Consider the following 25,945-nt stretch of genomic DNA (forward strand, 5'->3'; position numbering starts at 1 on the left):
AAAAGCTCACAAGGAAAAGTACGGTGGCAAGAGCAAGAAGGAAACACCTGTAACCATGCCGAACACAGCAGTTAAGCTTCTTCACGCCGAGAGTAGTTGGTGGGAGACTGCCTGCGAGGGTAGGACGCTGCCGTGCTTTTTAGTATTCCGGCTTAGCTCAGTTGGTAGAGCGCTTGACTGTTAATCAAGATGTCGTCAGTTCGAGTCTGACAGCCGGAGCAAAGAGAGAAGAGGACCAAAAGGTCCTCTTTTTTTGTGTTTTTAATGTCTTGATATAGAGCATAGACTAAGATATCTATTAATAAAATTTAGAGTTAAAATATTATAATTTAAATGTTGTAAACGCTTTTTTTATGTGGTATATTTACTACGTAATGGAATAGTTACCAACTTTTGTTGGGCATAACCATAGCTATATTTTAGACTTATATGTCTCAAATATGGCTATGGTTTTTTGCTTTTTAGGAGGTTAAGTTAATGTGAAAATTAAACGAAGAATTAATAACAATGTAGTGCTTGCAACAGGAATCGGAGCAGGAAGAACGGAAGGTGTGATAATTGGCAAAGGACTCGGTTTTAAGGCACATCCAGGGGACATAATAAAAAAGAATCTAGTCCAGACGATTTATGTTTCTAGTGGTCAAAGAAATCTTCAACAAATGGCTGCAGAATTAGGAAATGCTGATGAAGAAGATATTAGTTTAACATATAAAATAGTTAAATTTATTGAAAAACAAATTGGAAAAACAACAGGTGAGGGTCTTTTTTTTGGTCTTTTAGATCATTTAACTTTTACTTTTCAACGTTATAATCAGGGAATAAGCATTAAAAGTCCCCTTGATTGGGAAATAAAAAACTTTTATCCAAATATTTATAAAATTGGGCTTAAAGTTGTAAAGTTCATAAACGACGAACGTAAAATTAGTCTTCCGTCTTCTGAAGCAGCATTTATTTCATTACATGTGATAAATAATGTTGAAAATCTGATTTCTATTGATACTACTATTGACTGGCTTCAAGTGTCAAAAGATGTAAACCTATTAATTAGAATTAATAGTAATAAGAGAATAGATCAACAAACTATTTCTTATAAACGGTTTAATAAGCATTTACGATATTTGGTTTTAAGGTTAGCTAGTAAGGAAACTGTGCCGACCACTACAAATAATGAACCATTAATGCAAATGATTATCGAACAGTATCCTATTGAGTACAAAATCAGTAAGAAGATTAGCCAGTACTTAACAAAGAAATTTAACTCAAAAGTCAGCGAAGATGAATATCTTTATCTTACTTTGCATTTGGTACAGTTATTAAATTAGCTAAAAATTTCTAATATTAAAATATATTTTGGAGGAAAAATGTCTGAAGATAGTTTAGCAAGGGAAATCATTGAGTTAGTTGGCGGTCAATCAAATATTCAATCGCTGACTCATTGCGTTACAAGATTACGCTTTAATTTAAAAGATGATTCTAAGGCTGATGATAAAAAAATAGAGTCTTTAGAAAATATAATGGGAGTTCAACAAAGGGGTGGACAATATCAAATTATTATCGGTCCAAAAGTAAATCAAGTCTATAAATCTATTATTAAAGAAATTCCGATACTTAGTGAAAATAACAGTAAAATATCAAATAAAAAAAAGGAATCACTTGTTAATAGAATGATTAACGCTTTATCAGCAATCTTAGTTCCTAGTTTATCACCAATAATTGGTGGAGGAATGCTTAAAGGCTTTTTATATTTGGCAACTACTTTAAAATGGACTAGTCCTAATAGTGGTACTATGCAAGTGCTGAATATTGCTGCAGATGCAATGTTCTATTTCTTTCCATTTTTGCTGGCTGTAAGTTCTGCTCATTTTTATCGAACAAATGAATATATGGCTGCAACTTTAGCAGGAGTATTATTATATCCAACTTTAATAGCTGCTGCTACGGCAGGAAAAGTTACGCAAATTATGTTTTTGGGATTTTTACCAATTCCAATATTTAATTATAGTCAATCAGTACTTCCTATTATTTTATCAGTTTGGTTTTTAAGTTATATTTATCGTTATTTAGAGGATCATCTTCCTAGCATGATTACGGTTATTTTTACGCCATTAATTTCTTTAATAGTAGTTGTACCAATTATGCTTTTTTGCATTGCACCTCTCGGATTTTATATTGGAGATTATGTTGCAAAGGGCTTACAAATATTAATTGATTTTTCACCTTTGTTAGCAGGAGCAATAGCTGGTGGCTTGCGTCCAATACTTGTTCTAACTGGTATGCATCATGCTTTAAGAACATTAACAATTCAACAAATTTCAACTTATGGTTATTCAACACTTGCTGCAATGAACTTTATGAGTACTATGGCACAAGCCAGTGCAGCTCTTGCAATTTACTTTATTGTTAAGAGCAAGAAAATGAAGCAAATTTCTTTATCTGCTACAATTTCAGGCTTCTTAGGAATTACTGAACCAGCTTTATATGGAGTTTTGGTAAAGTATCGTGCAGCATTTGTTGGTGCTTGTATTGGAGGAGCTTGTGGTGCCGGAGTTGGAGCAGCAATGGGAGCAAAGGCAATGGCAATGGTAATGCCAAGTGTACTTTCTGTTCCAGTATTTTTAAATGATAAAACTCTCGGCTTTTTAATTGGCGCAATTGTAAGTGTTATTAGTACACTGATTATTACCTATTTGCTATCTAAAACAGTCTTAAAAATCGACGAGGTTCAAACTAAAAACACAGAATCTAGTGTAACAAATTTAAACTCTTTTGAAATTAAAAGTCCTGTAAATGGTGATGTTTATTTAACAGAAGATATTCCAGATGAAACCTTTTCAAAAGAATTGATGGGTAAAACAGTAGCAATTATGCCTAAGGATGGTAAGATTGTAGCACCGATAACTGGGAAGATTAAAATGGTATTTAAGACAAAACATTCAATTGGTTTGTTTTCTGACGACTTAGGCGTCGAAGTCATGATACATGTTGGTGTAGATACTGTAAATTTGAATGGGCAGTACTTTGATTGCTTGGTTAAGGAAGGAGACCATGTTAAAGTAGGACAACAAATACTAAAATTTGATTTAAATAAAATTAAGGAAAATAAATATGATCCCACAGTGATTTTGGTAGTTACTAATTCTGATGACTATTTGTCTGTTCTAACTCCTTCAGATAGTAAGCCAATTAAATCAGGAGATCCATTAATTGAAATCATACCATATCAAGATTCAGTAAGGAGAGCAAACTAAAATGAAAATTATTAAAGTAAAAGATAAAGCAGAATTAAGTGTTTTAACTGGAGAAATGCTGATTGGTTTAATGTTAAGTAAATCTACTAGATATAATCTTTCGATTACTGCGGGGTCCACTCCTGTAATGACATACGAATACATGGCACCACAAATTAAAAAAAGCCATGCCTTTGATCATGTTCATTACTTCAATTTTGATGAAATTCCGTCAACTGATCCAAATTTCATCGGAATAACAATGCGAGATTTAAAAAAACTATACTTTGATCCTGCTGAAATAAGTGCTAAAAGAATCCATCATTTAGATAGTTCAAATTATCAAGTACACGATCGAAAGCTGGCACAAATTGGTGGCCTAGATGCAATGCTGTTGGGTATTGGCAAAGATGGACACTATTGTGGCAATTTACCAGGAGCTACTAATTTTGAAGATCAGACAGTAAAGGTTAGTGCAAAAGGTGAATTAAGAAAGAAAATTAGTGGCCATTTTAGTAATTCAAAATTGGTACCTGACCATTGGATTACAATGGGTCCACGAAGTGTAATGGCTACACGAAAATTAATTTTAATTGCTACAGGAATTGAAAAAGCCGAAGCAATATGGCATTTAGTTGCAGGTCCTGTTGATAAAACATATCCGGCATCTATTTTGAAATTACATCCTGATTTAACAGTGATAGTGGATCAAGAAGCAGCAACAAAAATCTGATTTTTCTGGGAGTAACTGATATTAGCTAATCGATTTGATTTTAAATTATGTATGATATTTTTTTAGTAATATGGTATCGCAGAAATTGATTTATAACGAAGCACTTAAGGTGGTTAATGTAGAGTAACTTGACTTAAAATCTTTTTTAATTAAATATATAAAAAGACAAAAAGCAAAATTTCATTACAAGAAAGAGTATAAGTAATTAAGCCCAAAAGTTAGATAACTTTTGAGGCTTTTTTATGATTAAGTTATAGTTTTAACAAATATTGGATTACTCTAATTAGACCAAAAGTTTATAACTTTAAAATAATGATATAGAAAACAAACTTATATTTAATAAACTTTCTTGATTTGAAGTACAGCTAAAAAGTTAGTAAAATTTAACTGATAAGTATTTAAAGAAAGGAAGTATATTAATGATGAAACCTGGTACTTACAAAGTTAAGGCTAAAGGTCATGGCTCCAGTTTTATGCCTATGGAAGTGACCCTTTCTGAGGATAAAATCAAAGAAATTGATATAGATTCAAGTGGTGAAACTGCAGGAGTAGCCGATGAAGTTTTTAAACGTTTGCCAAAGCAAATTATTGCTAGCCAAACTTTAAATGTTGATGCGGTTAGTGGAGCTACTATTTCCAGCCATGGAGTAGTCGATGGTGTGGCTCAGGCAATTAATAAGGCCGGTGGAGACGCACAAGAATGGTTAAACAGGCCAAAACCTCAGACCGCTAATAGTTCAGACACTGAATACCAAACTGATGTTGTGGTGATCGGTGCCGGCGGGGCTGGTCTTGCTGCAGCCGCAAGAACAATTCAAAACGGTAAAAAAGTAATAGTATTGGAAAAATTCCCTCAAATCGGTGGTAATACTACTAGGGCTGGTGGTCCTTTAAACGCTGCTGAGCCAGAATGGCAAAATAAGTTCAAGGCTTTACCAGGTGAAAAAGAAAGCTTGGAAAAATTAGCTGCTACGCCGATTGCTGAAATTGATCCAGAATACCGTGATGATTTTAAAGAATTGCAAAAGCAAATTAAGGCTTATGTGGATTCTGGAGAAAATTATCTTTTTGACTCGGTATTATTACATGAGATACAGACTTATTTAGGTGGCAAAAGAACTGACTTAAATGGTAATGAAATTCACGGCAATTATGCTTTAGTTACCGAGCTTGTCAATAGCGTACTTGATTCGGTTAAATGGCTAACTGATTTAGGAGTAAAATTTGACCGCTCTGATGTCACTATGCCGGTTGGTGCTTTATGGCGTCGCGGTCATAAGCCGGTTGAACCTATGGGCTATGCATTTATTCACGTTTTAGGTGATTGGATAAAAGATCATGGCGCTACGGTTTTAACTGAAACTAGGGCACAGCATTTAATTATTGAAGACGGTAAAGTTACAGGTGTTGTAGCCCAAGGAAACGATGGCAGTAAGGTTACTGTTCATGCCCAAAAAGTAATTTTGACTTCTGGTGGCTTTGGTGCAAATACTAAAATGGTACAAAAATACAACACTTACTGGAAGCACATTGATGATGACATTGCTACTACCAATTCACCAGCAATTACTGGTGATGGGATAGCTCTAGGCCAAGAAGCAGGTGCTGATTTAGTAGGTATGGGATTCATTCAATTAATGCCTGTTTCTGATCCTAAGACTGGTGAATTATTTACCGGTATCCAAACTCCGCCTGAAAACTTTATTATGGTTAACCAAAAGGGTGAACGCTTTGTTAACGAATTTGCAGAGCGTGATACTTTAGCCAAGGCAGCAATTGCTAATGGTACTTTGTTCTACTTAATAGCAGATGAAAAAATAAAAGGTACTGCCTATAACACAACTGAGGAATCACTTGAGGCTCAGGTAAAGGCCGGTACACTGCTGAAGGCTGATACTCTTGAAGAACTAGCCGAAAAAGCCGGTATGGATCCCGCTACTTTGGTAAATACCATTAAAAAGTATAATTCATACGTTGATGCTGGTAACGATCCGGAATTTGGTAAAAGTGCATTTAACCTTAAATGTGAAGTTGCCCCATTTTACGCAACGCCTCGTAAGCCAGCTATTCACCATACAATGGGTGGCTTGAGGATTAATCCAAAAGCACAGGTATTAAATAAAGAGAGCCAGGTTATTACTGGTCTATACGCTGCTGGTGAGGTTGCTGGCGGCTTACATGCTGGTAATCGTCTAGGTGGTAATTCACTAGCTGATATCTTTACCTTTGGTAGAATAGCTGCTGATACTGCATGCGATGAAATTGCACATAATGATGCCGTGACTGGTGCATCTGAAAAATAATATTTTGATTCTAGTAAAAAGGAAGGCGATTTGCCTTCCTTTTTATATATATCCTCTTTCAAAAGCAACAAAAATGGTGACAATTAGTAAATCTGCACAACCGCCTAAGCTGTAATTATGTACTAAGCACTCTTTACTTAATTTTTGCAATTGCTTTTTCCCAGCTGCAGCAGCATAGCCGCCAAGATCTAAATATTTTGTTGCTTCTTGGTGGAGCCATTTAACTACATCATAATTTCCGGCCCGTTTAATTAGGTTACTGTCAACCGCTACTGTAGCTATTTTCATTAATGTGTCAAGAAGCCTGGTTTGAACAGTCCCAGTACTGCTTTTTAAAAAAGGCAATGCCACTTCTCTAACTATGGGATAGCCCTGCTCTGCCTGTGCTCTGGCTCCGCCTATCTTATATTTAACAAATTCTTGTTCACCAGCTGTTTGTAATTCATTATTTTGAACTAAATCATGCTGTACAAGCCCTTTACACATCTTGGTAATAGTAAGAAACAGTTCGGTCTTGTTTGTCATACTGTAACTTTCGGCACAAACAAAAATTCCTAATGCAAAAATAGCACCTTTGTGTGTATTGGCACCATGGGTAGCGGTAAACATTTCTTTTTCAGCAGTAATGCCTCTTTGCCTTAATTGCTGAAACATTTGGGTTAAGTCAGTTGAGTGAAAAGTCTGGCCAATTTTAACAGCAGTGGCAAAATACGATTCTAAACTGATAGAGCTGTCAATAAAAGTATAAATATCCATGTCGGGATGTGGGCCTGGGCTCCCAGGATCTACCAGACCAGGTTTGGGTTCAGTAACAACTTCATACAAAAGCGAGCGTAAAGCGTTTTGAGTAATTGAATTAGTCATATTATAGGTTTGATTCATTAGTTAATTAATTCTTTGACAACTTGTTGAACGATTTTAATAATTTTTATGTTATAACTCTTTGCCATAATATCAGTATATCCTATTTCAAGACCCCGCTACCATATATTTATTAATTTCTGATAGATGTCAGTTTTACTTTTTATATTTTAGTTGACAGGAATGTTATCAACAATTTTTTGAATATCTGGTTTATGACTTTTAAGAAAGTCAATGAAATCAACAGTTCCTGGTGAAAAATTTTGGCTGGAATCATAAACTAAATAAACCTGACGAGTATTTTGGGGTAAATCCAGTTTGATAATGTGAATATCGAAACCACTCAGATAAATAGTTTTGGCAACGATGCCTACAATATCATTGGTCAATACTTGTCCTGCAATTGCTAATTCATCATGTAGTCTATTCGTGATATTTAGATCAGATGCAGTCGCCAATAAAGCATTAGTTATGTCTTTACCAATCTGAATTTTTTTAGAGTAGGTAATAATTGACTCGCCTTGTAATTCTGCAGGCGTAATTTCTGTTATTTTAGCCAGGTTGTTTTCTTTTGAAACGATAGCAATAATTTCTTCAGTGTAAAGGGGAATATAAGTAAAATAACTAAATTCAGGTACAAATGAGGAAATTCCAATATCATACCAACCATTTTTAATACCTTCGCAAATTTGATATGAAGGATTATCGTGGTAGATGAAGTGAGGGGAAATATTACTTTCTTGTTGATACTGCTTAGTTAAGTGGGGCAATATAGTTCCAATTGCTGTAGGGATGCCGGCAATATGGATATTGCCCTGATCCTGACTGATACGCTGCTCAATCTGCTTTTTACCACGATCTAAAGTATTTAAAGATTTGGTTACAGTATCATAAAAAATTCGCCCATATTCAGTTAATTGCACATAACGTCCATTATGGTTAAACAGTTTGCATTGGAGCTCATTTTCCAGTTGCTTAATCGATATCGAGAGGGTAGGTTGACTGATGAACAAATTGTCTGCTGCTTTTGTGTATTGTTTTTGGTCTGCTAATTCACGAAAATAATAAAGTTGATTTAGATTCATGATGTTACCTCAAAATTATTTTTATATTCAATATTCATATTAATAAATACTATACTTAGCTTGATAAAGCCTTTACAAAATTTATTTATATTATTATTGCTGAAATTAATATTCATACGTTATTGTTAATTTTACTATGTTTTGACGCTTTTAACTAATGAGTCTTTTTTATTATTGGCAACTATTTACGGCTAAACTTTACATTTTTGTTTCCTTTATCTGACTGCTGCAAAAGAATTAATTGACATAATTCAAAAAAATAGTTTTGAGTTAAAGTAACGGTTCAGTTTTTATATGCGTAAACTATTAATTAGTGGTATAAAGACAACTTGCTATTCAAAATGAGCCTAAAAATTAATAATCTGAAATTATGAAAATGAAAAATATTGTTGTAGTAGCGCTTTTAACTATAGTTATTTTTTATAATTCCGTAACCAGAAATAATTATTCGTATCAGCTTTAATAGGATATATTTATTTTTGAGATTATCAGCAGTCTTAATTTTGAAAGGTAAAGCTATGAGAAAAGGAAAAAGTTATAGTGGCGTTGCTGCTTCTGTTTATACCCATTTTGCAGTTGTGGGAGCAGCTACCTTATTTATTAGTCAATACAGAGAAATATTGGCCCATTCTTGGAATGCCAGTGCGACCCAAGTTTCACTTGTAATTGCAATGGTAGGCTTGGGTAGAATTTTCACAATTCTATTTGCTGGTGCTATTTCAGATAAGATTGGTCGTAAAAGGGCCTTGTTAATTGCATTGCTTAGTGACGCAATTTTTCTTCTTGGTGCTGCTTTTGCAAACAATATTTGGATAGCGGGGTTAGCAGCAATGTTTTTCGGTGCAACCAATTCATTTGGCGATACAGCCGGTTATCCTGCACTAGCAGATGCTTTTCCAGACAAAACAGCCACAATGAACTCGTTTGTTAAAGCCGCAATGCAAGTCATGCAAATGTTATTTCCATTTTGCGTAAAAATAATTAAAAATCCTAAGATTACAGCGTTAATATTAGTCATTATCATTTTACTGGATGTTGTTTTTACAATGAAAACAGCTTTTGCCCCACAAGCTGAGGCAAAAGAGGCTCCTGCAGAAGAAAAAAGCCTAGAAACTGGTATTAGTGAGCAGAATCAGCCTAAGTTAGCTGTTGATGGCTTAATGATCATTGGTTTAGGTTTTACAATTTGTTTTACATTCTATATTTTTTCTCTTTATGCTCCCTACTATGGGCAGTATGTGTTAAATGAGTCCGCTGCTAACGCCAATCAGCTTGTATCATGGTATTCGATTGCTTCCTTAATATCTGTGTTTGTGACCTCAGCTTTAGTAACTAAGGTAAAAAGGTTGAATTTGATTATGATATATTCGGCTATTAGTGCTCTTGGTTTGCTATTGATGGTCTTAAAGCCGTCTCTACTAGCTGGTGAAATAGGTTCTTTAGCTGTCGGCTTCTTTACTGCAGGGGGAGTGTGGCAAGTTGCACTTTCAGTCTTGACTTCTTATTTCCCCCAAAGTCACGGGAAAATCACTTCATACTACAGTTTTGCGCCAGCCGTGGTTTATTTTGTAGCACCACTTATAGCCGCGTTTGTATTAAAGGCCAATGCTGCAAGTACGCTGATGGTATTTTGGATAACTACAGTGATAACGATCATTTCGGTAGTTCTGTGTGTTGTCTTAATTAGTCGTAGTAAAAATTTCAATATCAAAAATTAATATAAAGTAGAAGGTGAATTTATGTCAGAAAAAACAATTAAAGCAACAGCAGAAGGCAGAAATGGTCAAATCGACTTTGATATCAAAGTCGAAGACAATCAAATTACTGATATCAAGGTAACCAAAACTGCCGAAACCCCGGGTATCTTTAACCAGGTTGTAGGTAAATTAAAAAAGAATATTCTAAATAATCAAAGTTTCGCTGTTGATGCTATTTCCGGTGCTTCGATTATGACACAAGCTATGCTTGACTCTGGTAAAAAGGCCTTAAAAGCAAATGGTGTAAATATTGCTTCTCAGCCTAGCAATCAGTCACATCAAGATGTAACCTATGATGTGGATGTAGCCGTAATTGGTTCGGGGATGGCAGGCTTAATGGCTGCCTCTCGGGCATTATCAATGGGTAAAAATGTTCTTTTACTTGAAAAAAATGGCTATCTCGGTGGAGCTACAATTTTAAATGGTTCAAACGTAGTTGGCACTGGTTCAAAATTAGCAGCTACTTTATTTGGTGAAGAAGCAAAAAAAGATTCTCCGCAGCTCTTGGTTCAAGATATTGCCCGAGAATGCCGGGGGACAAATTATCCCCTGCTTTCAGATTTACTAGCGCAAAACATTGGTAAAGCAGTTGATTTTATTACTGAATTTGCAGATCTGACCTATCAAAAGGCCGAAACACAAACTATTGAGCATTCCGTTGACCGCCAAATTGAAATGCCAACTGAAAGTTCTTATGAATTGATAACTAAAGTGGCAAATGCTTTTACCAAAAAGGGTGGCAAAATTTTACTTGAAACTCGGGTGGAACAACTTAATAAAAATAAACAGGGCCAGCTTGTCTCGTTAGTTGCTGAAGGCAAGCACGAAACTGTTACCGTAAACTTTAACTCCTTAATTATGGCAGCTGGCGGCTGGGGTGCCCGTGATTACCTTAAACATAAGACCAATATCCCTTATTACGGCCCGATGACTTCTACTGGTGATTATTTTGATTTTGCTAAAAATATGAATTTGGCTTCCCGCAATCTTGACTGGTATAAAGTTTATCCTCATGGTTTAGAAGTTGAACCTGGTATCGCCAAACTAACCACCTATTCAACAAAAGAAGCGACGGACATGGGTGCTATTTTTGTTAATACCAGTGGTAAACGAATTGTAAATGAATCTGCCCCATATACTCATTTTCGGGATGCCATTGCAGAGCAAAAGGATAAAATTGCTTTTGTAGTAATGGATGAAAGAACATGGAACAGATTTTATGAACTGTTACTTAAATATGGTTTTAGCAAAGATGAAGTTCAAGGCTTCTTTGATCTTGACGGCAAGAAGAGTCCGATTTTAGTTAGCGGAGACCTGCAGACGGTGGCTCAAAAAGCCGGCATTGATTATGAAAACCTCAAGAAGACTTTAACTGACTACGATAAATATGTGGATTCAGGTGATGATCCTGAGTTTGGTCGCCCTTGTCAGTTTATGCATAAATATGAAGGCGAGACCTACTTTGTAATTGAGCAGAAATTACGCTTTTGTACTACCCTTGGTGGCTATGAAACTAATCAGCGTATGCAACTTTTAGACCAAGATTTAAAAGCGTTAGACAATTTCTATGCCGCCGGAGAGATTGTTGGCGGTGCTAACGGTCATGATTCAATGCCAAGTATGATGAATTCTTGGTCTTATGCTTCAGGTTTTGTGGCCGGAACAGAGGCTGCTGATAATGCCAATTATCAAAAATTGGAAAAGACTGCACCTGATCCAACTGATGCAGTGTCTGGTGCTTCTAAAAATTAGTATAGAATAATTATTTTAAATTTAATAAAGGAGAAAAATGATGACTAATAAAATTACTGGTGTTAATGGTCCTATTACTGGCTGGCTCGATGGTCATACCTACTTAATTGGGTTGATGGCTTATCCTATTCGGCATTCAATGTCACCAACAATGCACAATAATGCGTTTGCTAAGCTGGGCTTGAATTACACCTATCTTTGTTTTGAAGTTGGCAACGATAAATTAAAAGGCGCAGTTGACGCTATTCGCACGTTAGATATGCGTGGTTCCAACGTTTCGATGCCTAATAAAAAAGAGGTTATTCAATACCTCGATAAATTATCACCTGCTGCTAAAATGTGTGATGCTGTTAATACTATTGTGAACGATCATGGCGTTTTGACAGGCTACACCACTGATGGTATCGGTTTTGTGCAATCACTTAAAGATGAAGGCTTTGATATTAAAGGTAAGATTATGACCTTAACTGGTGCAGGTGGTGCTGCAACACCGATAGCGGTTCAGTCAGCTTTAGATGGTGCTAAGGAAATTAGAATGTTTAACATTAGAGATAAAAATTGGCCTCAAGCTGAAAAGACTGTTAAAACTATTCGTGAAAACACTGACTGCAAGGTTTCTCTGACTGAATTATCTGATCAGGAAGCATTCAAACAATCAATTGCAGAAAGTGATATTTACTGCGATGCAACTAGCATCGGAATGAAGCCGTTTGAAGATAAGACATTAGTTTCAGATCCATCATGGTTCCATCAGGATATGGTAGTATTTGACACGGTTTACTCTCCAAGAACTACTAAGTTAATGAGAGTGGCACAAGAGGCCGGAGTTAAGCATGTCTATGATGGTATCGGCATGATGATTGATCAAGGTGCAGCATCATTTAAGCTATGGACAGGTAAAGAGATGCCAACCGATTATATCCGTGAGATTATATTTTCAGACGACAACGATTAGTTGAGGGATTAACTAATGGCTACTGTAAGGATTAGAAATACTGTTTTAGGTGCAGGGCTGCCCAAAATTGCCGTCCCTAATGTCGGAACAACCGCAGAAGAAATTTTGACTGCAGCTGAAAAGATTAAGTCTGCCAAACCTGATTTAATGGAATGGCGGATTGATTATTATGCTGCGGGAGTTAATGACTTTGCCAAACTAAATACTACTGCCAAGAAATTGCGGCAGGAAGTGGGCGAGCTGCCTATTTTGGTCACCTTTCGCACTAAAAATGAAGGTGGGGTCTGCAGTCTGGCTGAAGACGAATATTTAAATTTAATAGAATATGTCGTTACTAATAGGCTGGGTGATGCAGTTGATATAGAACTTTTTCATGATGAAAAAAGAGTAAAGTCTTTAGTAAACTTAGCTCATGACTACAATGTCGTGGTAATTATGAGTAACCATGACTTTGAAAAGGTGCCAGCTAAAGATGTAATTGAATTTCGCTTACGAAAAATGGCTCAACTTGGTGCAGACGTCCCTAAATTAGCCTGCATGCCTCATAGTGCTACTGACGTTTTAACTCTTTTAGCAGCAACGGCGGAAATGAATGCAGAAATTGCTAATCCCTTGATTACTATGGCCATGGGCGATATTGGTAAAATTACTAGAGTAGCCGGTCAAGTTTTCGGTTCTAGTTTGTCCTTTGGTGCTGTTGGCAAAACTTCTGCACCAGGTCAGCTGTCGATTGCAGATTTGCGGAATGCGGAAAAGTATTTGGCAATACAGTAAATTTTATTAAGATAATAGATATTTTGAGTTAGCTTTGAGTATTATAGCTAACTCTTTTTTGCTGAAACCAAATTTACATGAAAAATAAGTGTTAAACTTTTTAATAATAATATTAAGTATTTTCAGGGTAACTTTAGTAATGGAGAAATGTATGACTGCAAACGGGAATATTGAATGGTTCAAAAATGCTAAATATGGCATGATGATTCATTGGGGATTATATTCTCTTCTTGCTGGTGAATATGAAGGAAAATCTTCAAGTTATTATGCCGAATGGATTCAATCTAAATTGCAAATACCTATTGTTAAGTACCGCCAACTTGCAACAGCTTTTAATCCAATTTATTTTGACGCTGATAAGATTGTCGCATTTGCTAAAAATTGTGGTATGAAGTATCTAGTAGTAACTACCAAACATCATGATGGTTTTGCAATGTATCATTCACAAGTTGACCCATATAACGTTTATGACGCGACACCTTTTCATAGAGATGTAATCGGAGAATTAGCAGAAGCTTGTCAAAAGGCAGGTTTGAAATTTGGTCTTTATTATTCGCAAGACCTAGACTGGCATGAACCTAACGGTGGCGGCTACCTTTCAAATGATATCGAATCAGCTGGTACTACTTGGGATAACAGCTGGGATTTTCCACAGAAAAACAAGAACTTTGCTCAGTGTTTTAATGACAAAATCATCCCCCAAATTAAGGAAATAATGAGTAATTACGGTGAGATAGCTACAGCCTGGTTTGATGTACCAATGACTTTAACTGAGGCTCAGAGTCAGGAAGTTTACGACACGGTGAAAAAACTGCAGCCAAACTGTTTAATCAATTCCCGTCTTGGTAATGGTAAATATGATTATGTTTCACTTGGTGACAATGAAATTCCAAGTGACAAAGAAGAAAATCAACAAAATGTTGATTATAATTCAATTGAAGGATTTAAACCGTCTCCTTATGGCTTATATGAAACGGCTGGTACAATTAACGATTCTTGGGGCTTTTCGTACCGCGATCAAAATTGGAAATCTCCCGCAACAATTTACCAATACCGCAAACATTTAAATAGTTTAGGAATCAATTATCTTTTAAATGTTGGACTTGATGGCTTAGGCAGAATTCCTTTACCAGCCCAAGAAAATATTGCTGCTGCAGCAAAATTGGTTGAAAATTAATAAAATGTTTTAACAATGATATGACCTCCGAAATTAAGTCAGTTTCGGAGGTCGTATTTTTTAGTTATTTAATACAATAAAGGGAGTGCGTCCTAAATGGATGCGTTTAATTAATGAAAGTAATTTTGGATTTTTGGAATGAGATCTTCTCTAGCTAAAACTTCTTTTTTTACTTTTTCATCGAAGCTAGTCAATAAGTATGTTTTTAACTTTTCAAGATATTCTTTAGAAGGACTTGATAATTTTAATGAGAACGTTAGCTGAATAGTTTTCCTTTAATTTCATCAAAATTATAGTGCTTTGATTTTTCAGCTTTTTTCAGCTTATTTACTAGCTCAAGAGCAGTAGTAAATTCATCATATTTTTCGATATCTATGAGCGCAAATTTGCCATAGCCATTTTTGGTAAGAAAAACTGGATTATCTTTTTTAACTTTATTAAGGACTTTATTGTAATTTCTTAATTCTGAAACGGGTTGGATTTGTAGCATAATCATCACTTCCTTTTGACAGATATTGTGCGCTGATTTTTAAAATGTCTCATTACTGTACGTTATTAACATTAATTATTCGTTAGACACGGTGATTTTTATAAAACTAAAATAAGATTTCTTCCATGATAAAGTTAAATAATTAACTCTATCAATTGTTATAAGTGTTAGGAAGTTAAGCTTGCACACTAATTAAATCCGGCAATAAAACTGGAATATATTATTTTTACGATTACAATTCCAAAGTAACTGGCAATTTTGCACAGAGAGCAAGACTTTGATTTCGATTTGGTGTAATTTAACCATAATAATACCAATAATACCCCCAAATTTATCTAAAATTTGGGGGTATTATCATTTTACTTGTTTAGCTAATTAGTCTTCGTAAGTGCCAACCTTTTTCAGTTTACCTAGAACACTCTCACCGTGAGGTGATTGTCCTATTGCAACAGTTAAATCACGGCCGGCTAGATTGCCATGGTGCTCACCATCAGTCCAGTGCGGATTACCAGTTACATCATAAACAACACCTTTAATAGCAACATAGGCTGGATTGCCATTTTTGCCATCATATTTTGCTAAAGACTCTTTTGTGAATTTTTCCATTGGAAATATCCCCTTTCCAAATACACTTACTAATTGTCACCTCAATTATAGTCGCAAAAAAATCACAAGTCTAACTTTTATTTTGATTTTTTTGATAGTTGAAACGCCAGCCAGCAATATCCCAGGGGGCAAAAGTCAGATCCAACTTACGCTGGTAAGCCTTTTCATAGGCTGCAACTTTTTGCTGATAATCACATGCCATCATCTTCTTGGAATTTTCATTGGCACTCAGTTTAACGTCTGGAAAAATTGGTGGTAAAACATGGACTACATATTTTGTTTGATAAAAATTAGGATGATCTTTTTCTAGTTTATCGATTGTCTGGATTTCAATAAAAGTTGAAATAACGGGAACATTTTGCTTAGCCGCAAAATAGTACGCGCCCCGTTTTAATTCACGTGGTTTGCGGTAATTCCACCACATTTCCTGTTCAGGATAAATTAAAACCCAGTTGTTTTGCTCTAAAGCATCATGCAGGTGATTCGGGAACTCGTTACCAACATAGCTGGGAGTTTCTATTAAGGGAATAGTGCCCACATAGTTCATTAAATAGCATAAAATTCCCGGTAATTTCAAATTAGTATCTTCAATGGCAATTGTTAATGAATGATGAGTTTTATTTGCTAAATGTTTAATTGGCAGGGAGTCAATTTGATTAAAATGATTGGCCGTAATAATTGCCCCGCCTTGAGGTAAATCAGCCAGGTTTTCGAGTCCGGTAAATGTGGTCGATGATGTTAAAATACGCATCAAAGTATTGAAAAGCAAGTGACCAATTCGATCATTTATTTTTCCCTTGACAGTTTTTTGTTCATGCCAAAAATTGTTGACTAATTCTTTACTCTCTTTAAGGGATAATACAGGGTCACCAATTTCGACTTTGGCATGCCAATCCCTGTTAGCAACAGCTTTTTTAATATTTTGAATTACTTGTTCACGATTGTCACCGATAATCATAAACTAACAGGTCCTTGTTTTTTTACATTAGCCCAGTTATGAGGGTCATTAATGGTTTTATCTTCTTTGGCCAGCATATGATCCAATTTGTGCCGGTCTTCATCACGCTGTTTATCAGTATAATTATTTAATTCTGCTAACAAATCATTGTAAAACTTAGTTTCTTTGGCACTGTTCCAAAAATATTCTTCATACTGCACATTTTGAAAATGCCACGGTTTAAAGAAAAGATTATAGTGAATTAAACTGGGATTAGCTAGGGGCTCAGTATTATCATTTGGCATGGCGTCCCATTTGGGATCTAAATGTAAAATTCTTTTATCGCCAATTTCATTTAAGTAGTCTTGATCAGGAGCAATACAGTCAAAATGATATTTTTTGAGTAAACTCATAAAATGGTCAATAAAGTGTTCGTCGCGAAAGGCTTTGCAGTTTAAAACCAGCATTCCGGAATTAATATATTTTTTCGGATCAAGCACTAGCACTTCTTTAATATACTTCACCATTTTTGTCACATGTTGAATTGAAGAGTCGGTGCAGGCGGCAAAGAGGTGACTACCTAGCTTAGTGTCATACAGTCTGCCAATATCATCGTTAACGATTGTGTCACTGTCGATATAAATAGCCTTATCGTATTGGGGAAACAGATCAGGAATGAATAAACGGTAGAAAATGGACATGGTAAAAAAGTCAGCCCGCAAAAAGTTTTCGGTACGATTCTGAATAGGGGCAACTATTTCATCATTAATATTAAAAAACTTAACGTGAACGTTGCTGGTGCCTATTTCTTGTAAGTCCTGTTTATGCTGAGCAGTTAGAACCTGACTTAAAAAATAAACTGTATAATCTTTATCAATAGCGGCATTTTTAACCAAGGAATTGAGCGATACTGCCGCGTATTTTGTAAAGTCATCACTGATAGCATAAAAAACTGGAATTGTCATGTTGTAATTTTTCTCCAAACGTTATTTTTTTATTAAATTGCTTTTAACATTAAGATAATTAGTCAAAATGTCGTCATATTCATGCAATTTTAGCACTTTATGTACACGTTGAACATCCCACGGCTTAACCGTCAAGGTATGAAAGACAGGCCAAAAGCGAAAACTCGTAGTAAAGTGTTGGATTACAGTATCTGGCTGCAATTTATACTGTTCATTATAACGCCTGGGAGCAATTTTCTTTTCTCGCGCATAACGGTTAAGTGCAGTTTGATCTGGCATTAAAACAGTTCTGGTTTGTAAGAGATGCCGAATGCGGGCAAATAAGTTAGTTTTCCTGATTTCAGGCAGGTTAAGCAGCAAAACGCCGGAATTAACGTAATCAAACACTTTGTGTTCGTGCAAATTGTGGAAAAAGAAGCGCCCCCAGTAATCAAGGACACCAACAAGTTCAGTGCCAGTTAAATCTTGCTGGTAAAAGTTGACTAAGCTGCGTCTGACAATCACGTCAGCATCAAGATATAATATTTTATTTGGCAGCTGCGGTATTTCATCCGCAAAAAGTCTGAGCATAGCATAGGGAGTAAAATGAGTACTCATATTTGCTATGAGAGGTTCTCTGACAAATAAACCAGTACAGTCCATCAATTTTAAAGTGTTTTGGGGATTTTGCTTTACTAAGAGTGATTTGAGATAATCAGCCGCGTGCTTACTAAAAGGCTGAAATTTTTTATGATAACTTTGAGTATACATTGTTAGGATGTATATATGGAGTTCTTGGGCACCACTGTTTTTCAATAATGAAAGGGTAGCGATAAGAATGCCATCTTCGGCGTTATGGTCACCGCAAAAAAGAATATTCATTGAGAACTCCTTAATTTATTTTTTGGTACGTGCAATATTCATAATTACTTTTTAAGGCTCGTTTTTGCATTGTTTGATAAATTTCCTGTTGCAACTTTTCTTGTGCCTGCTTTTTACCAATGTGTGAATCTGGGTAAAAAGGGCCATCTAGATACACAATTATGCGCGGCCTTTTACCCCATTTGGGCTTAGTATAAGTTGTAGTCATAGTAAAACTGGCCACGCCAAGTGTAACGGGAAAGTGCATACTGGTTGCAGGAAAAGGCCTGATTTTAGTGTAATAGGGCCAAACGTGAGCTTCAGGATAGATGACAACTACTTTTTTAGCCTTAATAACGGTAGCTACTGCCTTAATTAGTTTACCAGATTGCTGTAAGTTCTGACCCACAGGAAGCCCAAAATAAGGCAAAACCAGTTTGCCTAACACAGGGATGCCCCAATTTGATTGTGCCCCAATTGCATAATAATTTTTGGTTGGAATAATACTTAGCGGTAAAACCACGTCACCAAAGGCTTGGGTATGGTTGCCATAGATAAAGTAGCCTTGATTTGCGGCAGCTTGCAGCTTATCCTTGCCAACTATCTTTACCCTTAAAACCAACTTAATATAGATTATACTAATTAAATGCCCTAATGAACGTACAATTTTTGCCCAGACTTTTCCACCTAAAGAATGGGGGAAAATATTATAGCTATTTGGCAAGTGATAATCCTGGCTCTGGCTAACTACCAAATCATCAGTTAAATGATGATAAAAGTATTTGTGCTTACCCATGAAACCCTTCTTTCGATAATGCCATCAAGTAATTCTATCATGAATCTTGTAAGATTAAAAAGGGGGGGCGATATAGGTTAGTTGTCATAATTTATAATCTAATATAAGTATTTATATAATACTGATAAGAATAATTTTTCTAGATAAATACTCATCTGCTTTATAAAATGAGCTCGGATAAATGTAATATTTTGTAAATACATATTTATAATGCGATTTTTTATTAATTGCTATATAATAAGAGTATAGCCTAAATAAAAAGTAACTAGTATTATAGCTAATTATGCTAATTATATTATGTAAATACAAAATGGTAGCAATTAATGAAGTCCAATCTGAATTTTGTGCCCAGCAACTAAAGGGGACGGATATTGATACTGGGGCTGCGATCAGTTTTCCTTTGGGCCAAACTACAATAACTTGTAAATTGGCAGAAACTAAAGATGCATTACAAAATGGTGCTAATGAAATCGATTATGTTGTTAATTTAACGCAAGTGCGAGCTCATAATTGGTCTTATATCGAAGATGAAATGACTCAAATGGTTAAACTTTGCCGTGACCATCATGTACCATGTAAGGTTATTTTTGAAACCTGCTACTTGACTAAGGCTGAAATTAAGCAGCTGGCCTTAATTGCTAAAAAGGTGAAACCAGATTTTGTCAAAACTTCAACTGGCTTTGGCACCGCTGGTGCAAAAGTAGAAGATGTTAAGCTAATGAAAGAAAATGTTGGCCCAGATGTCAAAGTCAAAGCAGCAGGCGGCATCCGTAATACTGATGATTTCCTGGCAATGATCGCAGCTGGGGCCGAACGTATAGGTACCAGTTCAGGTGTAAAGATTATTGAAACTCTTAAACAACGATTTGAAAAAGACGGCATTAACGCAATTGAAATTTAAATAAAAAGTCAGTGTAAAAAAAGTAACAGCTAACTCTTTACACTGGCTTTTTGCATGGTATATTATTTTTATAATGACATAATTAATAATGTGAAAGTGATGGAATAAATTGGCAGAAAAAGAACTCCCTAAATACCAAGTAATTGCCAATGATCTTTTGAATAAAATTCAAACTGGTTTTTACCCGCAAAATACAATTATTCCACCGGAAACTGTATTAGCGGGTAAATATCAGGTAAGCAGGCCAACAATGCGGCAAGCAATTTCATTGTTAGTTAATCAAGGTTATCTGGAGCGAAAACGTAAGCGAGGGACACTAGTTAAAAAAGTTAAGATTGAGCAAGAATTTACCCATTTGATTGAAAGCTATAGCGCAGAAATGAGTGCTAAGGGTATCTACCCTAAAACCAACTTGCTTTATTTTGATGAAGAAAAAGCTACACCCGAAGTATGCAAAAATTTACAGCTGCCTGAGAAAGCACCGGTTTTTAAATTAGTGCGGCTGCGCTATGCTAATGATCAACCGATTGTTTTAGTTACAACTTATGTGCCTAAACAGAGGATACCTGAGTTGATTAATTATAATTTTGCCCAGGAGTCTTTATATAGTACTCTTGAAAAATACCATTTAAAAGTTACGCGAGTAGTGAGGCGATTGGAAGTAATAGAAGCTGACGAAACTACCGCCAACTTATTAAACATTGCAGTTAATAAGCCGGTGTTCTACTTTCACACTCAAGGACTGACAAGGGATGAACGGCCAATTGAATATTCGATTGCTAAATATCGGGGAGATATTAACTCGTTTATAATTGATGTCCAGCGCTAATTTTATACATTAAAAAAGTCTTACTTTGCCTGTGCAGGTCAAAGTAAGACTTCTTTTATTGAATTTTGATTGAGCCCACCGAGCTGATAGCAGTTAATTGGTTGGCACTGCCTTCATGCTTGTAAAAGTGCTTGCCCATTCTACTGCCGTGAAAGTAGATTGAGCCAAGAGTAGTAGATAAATCATAATCAGTCTGATCATCTCTGTCGTCTAACGTTTTTAGTGATCCGGCAGCTAGTTGAAAGTGGTTTTTTCCTTGTAAACCTTTGATCTTGACAGATCCGGCAGCTAGATTTGCATTAGAATTCATCTTACACTGGTAGATATCTAAATTACCCGCATCTAAACGTATTTTAGTATCATTTTGAATCGTGACGTCCTGTAATTTTAAGGAACCAGCATTTGCTCTGACATCAAGTTTCTGCATATTCAGGCCACTCAAATTAAGTCTACCGGAAAAGTCGTTTATTCGTATCTCATTGAGCACGGCAGTCTGGGGAACCGTAATTGTCATTTTATATTCGGCTTTGCAAATATAAATTTTTTTCTGATGATTATGAGGATAATGAGGCTTTTGCTCACGAATAAAAAGAGTTTGTTCTGCCACACTAATTTTCATGCGCTCAGGATTAATGTCATGAGTTGATATATGAAAATCAGCGCCCACTTGAACAGTAACATTAGCAACATATGTTTTTGCATCTATGTTGCTAAAATTTTCCAAATCAATTTCTTGTGATTCTACTTTTTCATCTTCAAATTCTTGATCAAAGTCTCCGTCAATATGTATTTCCATAATTAAGCTATCTCTTATCTTTTAACACTAATTTAATTTTTCCTTATGATATCATGCTAGTTTAAGCTAGGCAATAAAAAATTAAACTTTGTATTTATTACTTTGATCTAGACAGTTAGAAAGATTTGAATTAATTTCAAAAATCAATTCAAATCTTTTTGCTTTATGCTGGTAATTAGCTGCAGATTGTATAGAAGTTAAATCTATAAGAATGTCACCGTCACCACAGGGAACTTTGAGTAGCGACGCACCCCTCTTAATTTTTTAGTAAAATGTTTGTGATAGGTTATTACCGTGAATACAAGTTCATCCTCAGAAGAAATTGCCAACTGGTAACTGGCCTTAGATGGTCTACTCATTTATTGAATTTTGATTGAGCCCACCGAACTGATAGCAGTTAATTGGTTGGCACTGCCTTCATGCTTGTAAAAATGCTTGCCCATTCTATTACCATGAAAGTAGATCGATCCTAAAGTGGCAAATAAATCGTAATCTGTCTTATGCTCTTCATCATCTATCATTTTTAATGAACCAGCGGCTAGATTAAAGTGGTTTTTCCCTTGCAAGCTTGTGACCCTGATAGTTCCGGCAGCCAGATTTGCATTAGAATTCATCTTACAGTGATTGATGTATAAACTACCAGCGTCTAGCACCATTTCGGCTTTATTTTGGATCATGATGTCCTGTAATTTTAAGGAACCAGCATTTGCTCTGACATCAAGTTTCTGCATATTAAATCCAGCTAGGTCAATGTTGCCAGCAAAGTCAATTATCTGGACTTCATTGAGCTCTGCAGCTTGAGGTATGGTAATAGTTATTTTAGGTTTAATTTTGCGAATATAAACTTTTTTGTTAAAATGAGGCTTTCGTGCACGAATAAAAAGGGTTTTCTCTACCACACGAATTTTTATCCGATCAGGATTAATGTCATAAGTTGATATATGAAAATCAGAGCCTACTTGAACAGAAACACCAGAGGCGGCTATTTCAACATCTATGTTGCTAAAATTTTCTAAATCAATTTCTTGTGATTCTACTTTTTCATCATGAGTTTCAAATTCTTGATCAAAGTCTCCGCCAATATGTATTTTCATGATTAATCTGTCCCTTATCTTTTTAACACTAATTTAATTTTTACTTTATCTTATAATATAATGCTAGTTTAAGTGAAGCAATAAAAAATAAAGTATTAGATTTAGTCAACTAAAATAACCAATTAAAGAGACTTGGATTAATTTTAAAAATTAATCCAAGTCTTTTGCTTTATGAGTTTAATCAGCTGCAAGATGTATAGAAGTTAATTTATGAGAATGTCACCGTCACCACAAGAAACTTTGAGTAGAGGCGCACTCTTTAATTTTTTAGCAAAATGTTTGTGATAGTTATTACCATGCAATATAAGTTCATCCTCTGAAGAAGTTGTCAACTGGTAACTGATCTTAGGAGGTCTGCTCATTTGGAAATCTCCTTCACTTAAATTAAAGGAGCTGTCAGCCAATAATTTGGAATCATTGACTCTTACATCACCATCACCCAAAGTTGCCTTAATTTTAAATTGACTATTTGTAATAGTTAAATCACCTTCATTAAAGTTTAAAGTACTATTCGTTAAAATTGAATTATTAACTTTTAAATCACCGTCGACCAGGTCAAAATTGGCTTTGCGAGCTTTCACGTTTTCAGCACTGACATTACCATCTTCAAGCTGCAAGTTGAGGTCAGAAACAGTTAAGTTAGTTAAATGAATATTACCTTCAGAACATGATCCTGATATTTCTGTGATAGAGTCATCTGCCGGAACGGTAACATTTACCTGATAAGTCCCGTCCTCATAAGCATTATTGTCAGAAATGGTCAGCTGGTCGTCTTCAACTTTAGCACTAATCTTTTTGATATTAGGACCGCTGATGGTAACTTGAAAGTCGTTTCCTTTAGTGATTTGGATATTGGGCTCTTCGGCGTCAATATTAATCTTAGAAAATTTGCCTACATTAAAAGTACGTTTTTTGGCTACTACGTTGTGGGATTTTCTACTTCTTTGATTATGATTAAAAAAATTGCCAATATTAGTTGTCTGGCCCGAATGAATATTATTGATATCTTCATTGCCACCTTTGGCATGGCCAAAAATAAATAAAATTATGCCAATAATGACGATCAGCCCGCTAATTTGGTAAAACTTTTTCATTGCTCTCCTCCTTGTTTGGGCTACGTTTTTTTGAATAGGTGCTACTTACCAAGAAAGCATCTATGTAAATTACTTGCCCACTAATTAATTAGAATATCGCCATCCATACTGGTAACTTTTAGTACGGGTTTATTTTTAACTTTTTTTGCAAAATGGTTGGAATGGTAAGAACCTTTAAACATGATTTTATCATCCGAATGGTTGGTCAATACATAGTTGATTTTAGGGGCATTTGACATTGAAAAGTCGCCGTCATTCAATATAACTGAGCTGTTATTTAGTATTTGAGAGTCGCTAATTTTAACATCGCCATCATTTAGTTTTAGTGAACTACGTGAAAAAGTTGACTGGTTTACTTTGAGGTCACCGTCATTTGAATTTAGGTCAAGGTTTTTTGCAGTAAGCTTATTAAGCAAAACGTCGCCATCTTCTATTGTCAAATTGATGCGGGGAACATTTAAACTGTTGATATAAAAATCGCCTTCTTCACAAAAACCAGTTATCTTTTTCACTGCGTTTTTAGCAGGAATATAAATGTCGACTGCATAATAACCATCATTATAATGATGTTCTGGCTGATCCGAAATAGTGAGCTGATTGTTAGCGACATTGGTTTTTATTTTTTTGATGTCTGCTCCGTGACCACCTCTAACCACCACTTTAAACTTGTTAATATCCTTAAGTGAAATTCTGATATCGGGTCTGTAACAGGCTAACTTAATACTGTCGAACTTATTCACGTAAAAAGTCTTGCTTGCATTATAATGAGTGCGTTTACCATTATAATCATGTGACGGGTTATCATTTAATCTAAATACGAGTAGTAGAATCAGCCCGATAAGCAGTATCACACCACCAATTTTATAAAACTTTTTCATTTTTATTTTTCCTTATCTGTATTTTTGTCAGAACTCGTCTGAAAGTAATTTTTCTTAAGCAGGTTTTTACCTAAGTTTCTAATAATTTGGGTACACTTGGCAATCAAAATTTTGCCTAGTTTGACAATAAACGGGAGTAACAGCAGGATGACGCCGATATAAATTAACGATTTACCTAAATAGACGCAGCCTGTTGGCCAATCACTGGTGAATAGGAGAGATAGCGACTTCAGGAAGTTAAAACCACCACCAACAAAAAAATTAAACAAAAATCTTATTAAGGCAAAAAATAAGCCAAAGAAAATAGCCAGTAAAAAGAAGATTGCGAATAAAATTACCAAAATAAGCGGTATCCCGATCGGAGCAGCACAAATTCCCAATAATATATACCAGCTGGCCTTTAAGTTTGACTTAGGAGTTTCTGTTTTGGCAGGTGCTGAATCATCTTTAGTTGAATAATCAGCTAAGATATTGATTGCCAGCTGTTTAGGAGTTCCTAATTCCGCCTCAATTGTAGAACGTCTGACGAAGTCGCCATCTAATAAAAATTCACGGTAAAATTCAACGACATCTTCACGGTCTTTTGCAGGTAAATCGACTAAGTTTTGTTCAAGTTCGGCAATATAATCAGCAATTACTTTGGTCATTTTGTCCTCCTAATACTTGATTAACTTTTGCACTAAAATCTAGCCATTCATCTTGAATTGAGTTTAGCATCGTTATTCCTTCAGCAGTAATATGGTAGTAGCGCCGGTTTCGCCCCTGATAAGGCTCATCATAAGTTGTTAAGCAGTTATCCTTTTTTAGTCTTCGTAAAACAGGGTAAATAGTTGACTCGGAGATAGAGAAAATCTTTTGCACATTTTGCGTCAAAGCGTAGCCATACAGATCATCTTGTTTTAGAAAAGCTAAAACCGCACCATCTAGCAAACGAGTTGGTATTTGGATTGCCATGCTTTGCCTCCCCTAATATTATATGTTATATAATATTTTAATTTAGGCCGCAGAAATTAGCAAGTACCAAGCCATAACTTTTTTATAAATATACCGAAAAATTAACAATCGACCTTTCTCAAAATGTTAGGACAAAAAATA

The 25,945-nt window shown here is 35.4% G+C and carries 24 protein-coding genes, 1 tRNA gene, 1 rRNA gene and 1 pseudogene; 13 read left to right on the forward strand and 14 right to left on the reverse strand.

The window, feature by feature from the left end:
* Positions 1-19 precede the first annotated feature (19 nt).
* The 6 genes from rrf (at position 20) to F5ESL0259_RS00525 (ending at position 6,263) form a co-directional block, all read left to right on the forward strand.
* Positions 20-136, forward strand: a 5S ribosomal RNA gene (gene rrf / locus F5ESL0259_RS00500).
* A 10-nt stretch (positions 137-146) separates the two neighbouring features.
* Positions 147-219, forward strand: a tRNA-Asn gene (locus F5ESL0259_RS00505).
* Between the two features lie 260 nt (positions 220-479).
* Complete coding sequence (locus tag F5ESL0259_RS00510) at positions 480-1,322, forward strand: PRD domain-containing protein (protein ID WP_122037115.1); 843 nt, start codon at positions 480-482, stop codon at positions 1,320-1,322.
* 39 nt (positions 1,323-1,361) lie between these two features.
* Positions 1,362-3,248 (forward strand): beta-glucoside-specific PTS transporter subunit IIABC, encoded by a 1,887-nt coding sequence (locus tag F5ESL0259_RS00515; RefSeq protein WP_122037116.1) that lies wholly within the window; start codon positions 1,362-1,364, stop codon positions 3,246-3,248.
* A 1-nt stretch (position 3,249) separates the two neighbouring features.
* Complete coding sequence (locus tag F5ESL0259_RS00520) at positions 3,250-3,960, forward strand: glucosamine-6-phosphate deaminase (RefSeq protein WP_122037117.1); 711 nt, start codon at positions 3,250-3,252, stop codon at positions 3,958-3,960.
* Positions 3,961-4,382: 422 nt separating this feature from the next.
* Positions 4,383-6,263, forward strand: a complete 1,881-nt coding sequence (locus tag F5ESL0259_RS00525) for a flavocytochrome c (protein ID WP_122037144.1) — start codon at positions 4,383-4,385, stop codon at positions 6,261-6,263.
* A gap of 42 nt (positions 6,264-6,305) precedes the next feature.
* Here the strand turns inward: F5ESL0259_RS00525 and F5ESL0259_RS00530 are convergent, their stop codons facing one another.
* Both F5ESL0259_RS00530 and F5ESL0259_RS00535 read right to left on the reverse strand, forming a co-directional pair.
* The gene (locus F5ESL0259_RS00530; protein ID WP_233558031.1) at positions 6,306-7,145 is read right to left on the reverse strand and encodes a triphosphoribosyl-dephospho-CoA synthase; all 840 of its coding nucleotides are present in this window, start codon (positions 7,143-7,145) and stop codon (positions 6,306-6,308) included.
* 149 nt (positions 7,146-7,294) lie between these two features.
* Positions 7,295-8,209 (reverse strand): LysR family transcriptional regulator, encoded by a 915-nt coding sequence (locus F5ESL0259_RS00535; RefSeq protein WP_122037118.1) that lies wholly within the window; start codon positions 8,207-8,209, stop codon positions 7,295-7,297.
* A 518-nt stretch (positions 8,210-8,727) separates the two neighbouring features.
* Between F5ESL0259_RS00535 and F5ESL0259_RS00540 the strand changes: the two genes are divergently transcribed.
* The 5 genes from F5ESL0259_RS00540 to F5ESL0259_RS00560 all read left to right on the forward strand — a co-directional run bounded on the left by F5ESL0259_RS00540 (position 8,728) and on the right by F5ESL0259_RS00560 (position 14,624).
* A complete protein-coding gene (locus tag F5ESL0259_RS00540) occupies positions 8,728-9,927 on the forward strand; it encodes an MFS transporter (RefSeq protein ID WP_122037119.1) in 1,200 nt (399 codons plus the stop codon).
* Between the two features lie 21 nt (positions 9,928-9,948).
* Entirely contained in the window at positions 9,949-11,718 is a 1,770-nt protein-coding gene (locus F5ESL0259_RS00545) for an FAD-dependent oxidoreductase (RefSeq protein ID WP_122037120.1), read from the forward strand.
* Between the two features lie 40 nt (positions 11,719-11,758).
* On the forward strand, positions 11,759-12,673 hold the full coding sequence (locus F5ESL0259_RS00550) for a shikimate dehydrogenase (RefSeq protein WP_046324097.1): 915 nt from the start codon (positions 11,759-11,761) through the stop codon (positions 12,671-12,673).
* Between the two features lie 15 nt (positions 12,674-12,688).
* On the forward strand, positions 12,689-13,447 hold the full coding sequence (gene aroD / locus F5ESL0259_RS00555; RefSeq protein WP_122037121.1) for a type I 3-dehydroquinate dehydratase: 759 nt from the start codon (positions 12,689-12,691) through the stop codon (positions 13,445-13,447).
* Positions 13,448-13,598: 151 nt separating this feature from the next.
* The gene (locus tag F5ESL0259_RS00560; protein WP_122037122.1) at positions 13,599-14,624 is read left to right on the forward strand and encodes an alpha-L-fucosidase; all 1,026 of its coding nucleotides are present in this window, start codon (positions 13,599-13,601) and stop codon (positions 14,622-14,624) included.
* Positions 14,625-14,880: 256 nt separating this feature from the next.
* Here F5ESL0259_RS00560 and F5ESL0259_RS00565 read toward each other — a convergent pair whose 3' ends face one another.
* The 6 genes from F5ESL0259_RS00565 to F5ESL0259_RS00590 all read right to left on the reverse strand — a co-directional run bounded on the left by F5ESL0259_RS00565 (position 14,881) and on the right by F5ESL0259_RS00590 (position 19,258).
* Positions 14,881-15,114 carry a type II toxin-antitoxin system prevent-host-death family antitoxin gene (locus tag F5ESL0259_RS00565; protein ID WP_122037123.1) on the reverse strand — a complete coding sequence of 78 codons (234 nt, stop codon included), beginning with the start codon at positions 15,112-15,114 and terminating at the stop codon, positions 14,881-14,883.
* A 375-nt stretch (positions 15,115-15,489) separates the two neighbouring features.
* Positions 15,490-15,720: a cytochrome b5 domain-containing protein gene (locus F5ESL0259_RS00570; RefSeq protein WP_110445406.1), complete on the reverse strand. Its 231-nt coding sequence runs from the start codon at positions 15,718-15,720 to the stop codon at positions 15,490-15,492.
* Positions 15,721-15,790: 70 nt separating this feature from the next.
* Positions 15,791-16,678 (reverse strand): lysophospholipid acyltransferase family protein, encoded by an 888-nt coding sequence (locus tag F5ESL0259_RS00575; protein WP_122037124.1) that lies wholly within the window; start codon positions 16,676-16,678, stop codon positions 15,791-15,793.
* The gene (locus tag F5ESL0259_RS00580) at positions 16,675-17,622 is read right to left on the reverse strand and encodes a glycosyltransferase family 8 protein (protein ID WP_122037125.1); all 948 of its coding nucleotides are present in this window, start codon (positions 17,620-17,622) and stop codon (positions 16,675-16,677) included. Before F5ESL0259_RS00580 ends, F5ESL0259_RS00575 begins: the two co-directional genes overlap by 4 nt.
* A 21-nt stretch (positions 17,623-17,643) precedes the next feature.
* A complete protein-coding gene (locus F5ESL0259_RS00585; RefSeq protein ID WP_110445409.1) occupies positions 17,644-18,483 on the reverse strand; it encodes a glycosyltransferase in 840 nt (279 codons plus the stop codon).
* 10 nt (positions 18,484-18,493) lie between these two features.
* Positions 18,494-19,258 (reverse strand): 1-acyl-sn-glycerol-3-phosphate acyltransferase, encoded by a 765-nt coding sequence (locus F5ESL0259_RS00590; RefSeq protein ID WP_122037126.1) that lies wholly within the window; start codon positions 19,256-19,258, stop codon positions 18,494-18,496.
* A gap of 304 nt (positions 19,259-19,562) precedes the next feature.
* Here F5ESL0259_RS00590 and deoC point away from each other — a divergent pair.
* Positions 19,563-20,159 (forward strand): annotated as a pseudogene (gene deoC / locus F5ESL0259_RS00595) (deoxyribose-phosphate aldolase); the annotation flags it as partial.
* Between the two features lie 109 nt (positions 20,160-20,268).
* Complete coding sequence (locus F5ESL0259_RS00600; RefSeq protein ID WP_122037128.1) at positions 20,269-20,988, forward strand: GntR family transcriptional regulator; 720 nt, start codon at positions 20,269-20,271, stop codon at positions 20,986-20,988.
* Positions 20,989-21,043: 55 nt separating this feature from the next.
* Here the strand turns inward: F5ESL0259_RS00600 and F5ESL0259_RS00605 are convergent, their stop codons facing one another.
* The 6 genes from F5ESL0259_RS00605 to F5ESL0259_RS00630 form a co-directional block, all read right to left on the reverse strand.
* Positions 21,044-21,784, reverse strand: a complete 741-nt coding sequence (locus F5ESL0259_RS00605; RefSeq protein WP_122037129.1) for a DUF4097 family beta strand repeat-containing protein — start codon at positions 21,782-21,784, stop codon at positions 21,044-21,046.
* Positions 21,785-22,143: 359 nt separating this feature from the next.
* Positions 22,144-22,878 carry a DUF4097 family beta strand repeat-containing protein gene (locus F5ESL0259_RS00610; RefSeq protein WP_046324114.1) on the reverse strand — a complete coding sequence of 245 codons (735 nt, stop codon included), beginning with the start codon at positions 22,876-22,878 and terminating at the stop codon, positions 22,144-22,146.
* A 203-nt stretch (positions 22,879-23,081) separates the two neighbouring features.
* Positions 23,082-23,972 carry a DUF4097 family beta strand repeat-containing protein gene (locus tag F5ESL0259_RS00615; protein WP_122037130.1) on the reverse strand — a complete coding sequence of 297 codons (891 nt, stop codon included), beginning with the start codon at positions 23,970-23,972 and terminating at the stop codon, positions 23,082-23,084.
* Between the two features lie 80 nt (positions 23,973-24,052).
* Entirely contained in the window at positions 24,053-24,850 is a 798-nt protein-coding gene (locus F5ESL0259_RS00620; protein ID WP_122037131.1) for a DUF4097 family beta strand repeat-containing protein, read from the reverse strand.
* Between the two features lie 2 nt (positions 24,851-24,852).
* Positions 24,853-25,497 (reverse strand): DUF1700 domain-containing protein, encoded by a 645-nt coding sequence (locus tag F5ESL0259_RS00625; RefSeq protein WP_122037132.1) that lies wholly within the window; start codon positions 25,495-25,497, stop codon positions 24,853-24,855.
* Positions 25,478-25,804, reverse strand: a complete 327-nt coding sequence (locus F5ESL0259_RS00630; RefSeq protein WP_046324117.1) for a PadR family transcriptional regulator — start codon at positions 25,802-25,804, stop codon at positions 25,478-25,480. Before F5ESL0259_RS00630 ends, F5ESL0259_RS00625 begins: the two co-directional genes overlap by 20 nt.
* Between the last annotated feature and the right edge of the window lie 141 nt (positions 25,805-25,945).

The organism is Lactobacillus sp. ESL0259 (genome assembly GCF_003693045.1).
GTDB lineage: Bacteria > Bacillota > Bacilli > Lactobacillales > Lactobacillaceae > Lactobacillus > Lactobacillus melliventris.

Excerpts from the sequence above, each read along its gene's own strand:
- F5ESL0259_RS00520 (WP_122037117.1), top strand. The coding sequence starts at position 3,250 with ATGAAAATTATTAAAGTAAAAGATAAAGCAGAATTAAGTGTTTTAACT.
- F5ESL0259_RS00605 (WP_122037129.1), bottom strand. The coding sequence starts at position 21,784 with ATGGAAATACATATTGACGGAGACTTTGATCAAGAATTTGAAGATGAA.
- F5ESL0259_RS00615 (WP_122037130.1), bottom strand. The coding sequence starts at position 23,972 with ATGAAAAAGTTTTACCAAATTAGCGGGCTGATCGTCATTATTGGCATA.
- F5ESL0259_RS00585 (WP_110445409.1), bottom strand. The coding sequence starts at position 18,483 with ATGAATATTCTTTTTTGCGGTGACCATAACGCCGAAGATGGCATTCTT.
- F5ESL0259_RS00575 (WP_122037124.1), bottom strand. The coding sequence starts at position 16,678 with ATGATTATCGGTGACAATCGTGAACAAGTAATTCAAAATATTAAAAAA.
- F5ESL0259_RS00525 (WP_122037144.1), top strand. The coding sequence starts at position 4,383 with ATGAAACCTGGTACTTACAAAGTTAAGGCTAAAGGTCATGGCTCCAGT.
- F5ESL0259_RS00535 (WP_122037118.1), bottom strand. The coding sequence starts at position 8,209 with ATGAATCTAAATCAACTTTATTATTTTCGTGAATTAGCAGACCAAAAA.
- F5ESL0259_RS00620 (WP_122037131.1), bottom strand. The coding sequence starts at position 24,850 with ATGAAAAAGTTTTATAAAATTGGTGGTGTGATACTGCTTATCGGGCTG.
- F5ESL0259_RS00550 (WP_046324097.1), top strand. The coding sequence starts at position 11,759 with ATGACTAATAAAATTACTGGTGTTAATGGTCCTATTACTGGCTGGCTC.
- F5ESL0259_RS00565 (WP_122037123.1), bottom strand. The coding sequence starts at position 15,114 with ATGCTACAAATCCAACCCGTTTCAGAATTAAGAAATTACAATAAAGTC.
- F5ESL0259_RS00630 (WP_046324117.1), bottom strand. The coding sequence starts at position 25,804 with ATGGCAATCCAAATACCAACTCGTTTGCTAGATGGTGCGGTTTTAGCT.
- F5ESL0259_RS00570 (WP_110445406.1), bottom strand. The coding sequence starts at position 15,720 with ATGGAAAAATTCACAAAAGAGTCTTTAGCAAAATATGATGGCAAAAAT.
- F5ESL0259_RS00530 (WP_233558031.1), bottom strand. The coding sequence starts at position 7,145 with ATGAATCAAACCTATAATATGACTAATTCAATTACTCAAAACGCTTTA.
- F5ESL0259_RS00545 (WP_122037120.1), top strand. The coding sequence starts at position 9,949 with ATGTCAGAAAAAACAATTAAAGCAACAGCAGAAGGCAGAAATGGTCAA.
- F5ESL0259_RS00610 (WP_046324114.1), bottom strand. The coding sequence starts at position 22,878 with ATGAAAATACATATTGGCGGAGACTTTGATCAAGAATTTGAAACTCAT.
- F5ESL0259_RS00625 (WP_122037132.1), bottom strand. The coding sequence starts at position 25,497 with ATGACCAAAGTAATTGCTGATTATATTGCCGAACTTGAACAAAACTTA.
- aroD (WP_122037121.1), top strand. The coding sequence starts at position 12,689 with ATGGCTACTGTAAGGATTAGAAATACTGTTTTAGGTGCAGGGCTGCCC.
- F5ESL0259_RS00590 (WP_122037126.1), bottom strand. The coding sequence starts at position 19,258 with ATGGGTAAGCACAAATACTTTTATCATCATTTAACTGATGATTTGGTA.
- F5ESL0259_RS00580 (WP_122037125.1), bottom strand. The coding sequence starts at position 17,622 with ATGACAATTCCAGTTTTTTATGCTATCAGTGATGACTTTACAAAATAC.
- F5ESL0259_RS00515 (WP_122037116.1), top strand. The coding sequence starts at position 1,362 with ATGTCTGAAGATAGTTTAGCAAGGGAAATCATTGAGTTAGTTGGCGGT.
- F5ESL0259_RS00540 (WP_122037119.1), top strand. The coding sequence starts at position 8,728 with ATGAGAAAAGGAAAAAGTTATAGTGGCGTTGCTGCTTCTGTTTATACC.
- F5ESL0259_RS00560 (WP_122037122.1), top strand. The coding sequence starts at position 13,599 with ATGACTGCAAACGGGAATATTGAATGGTTCAAAAATGCTAAATATGGC.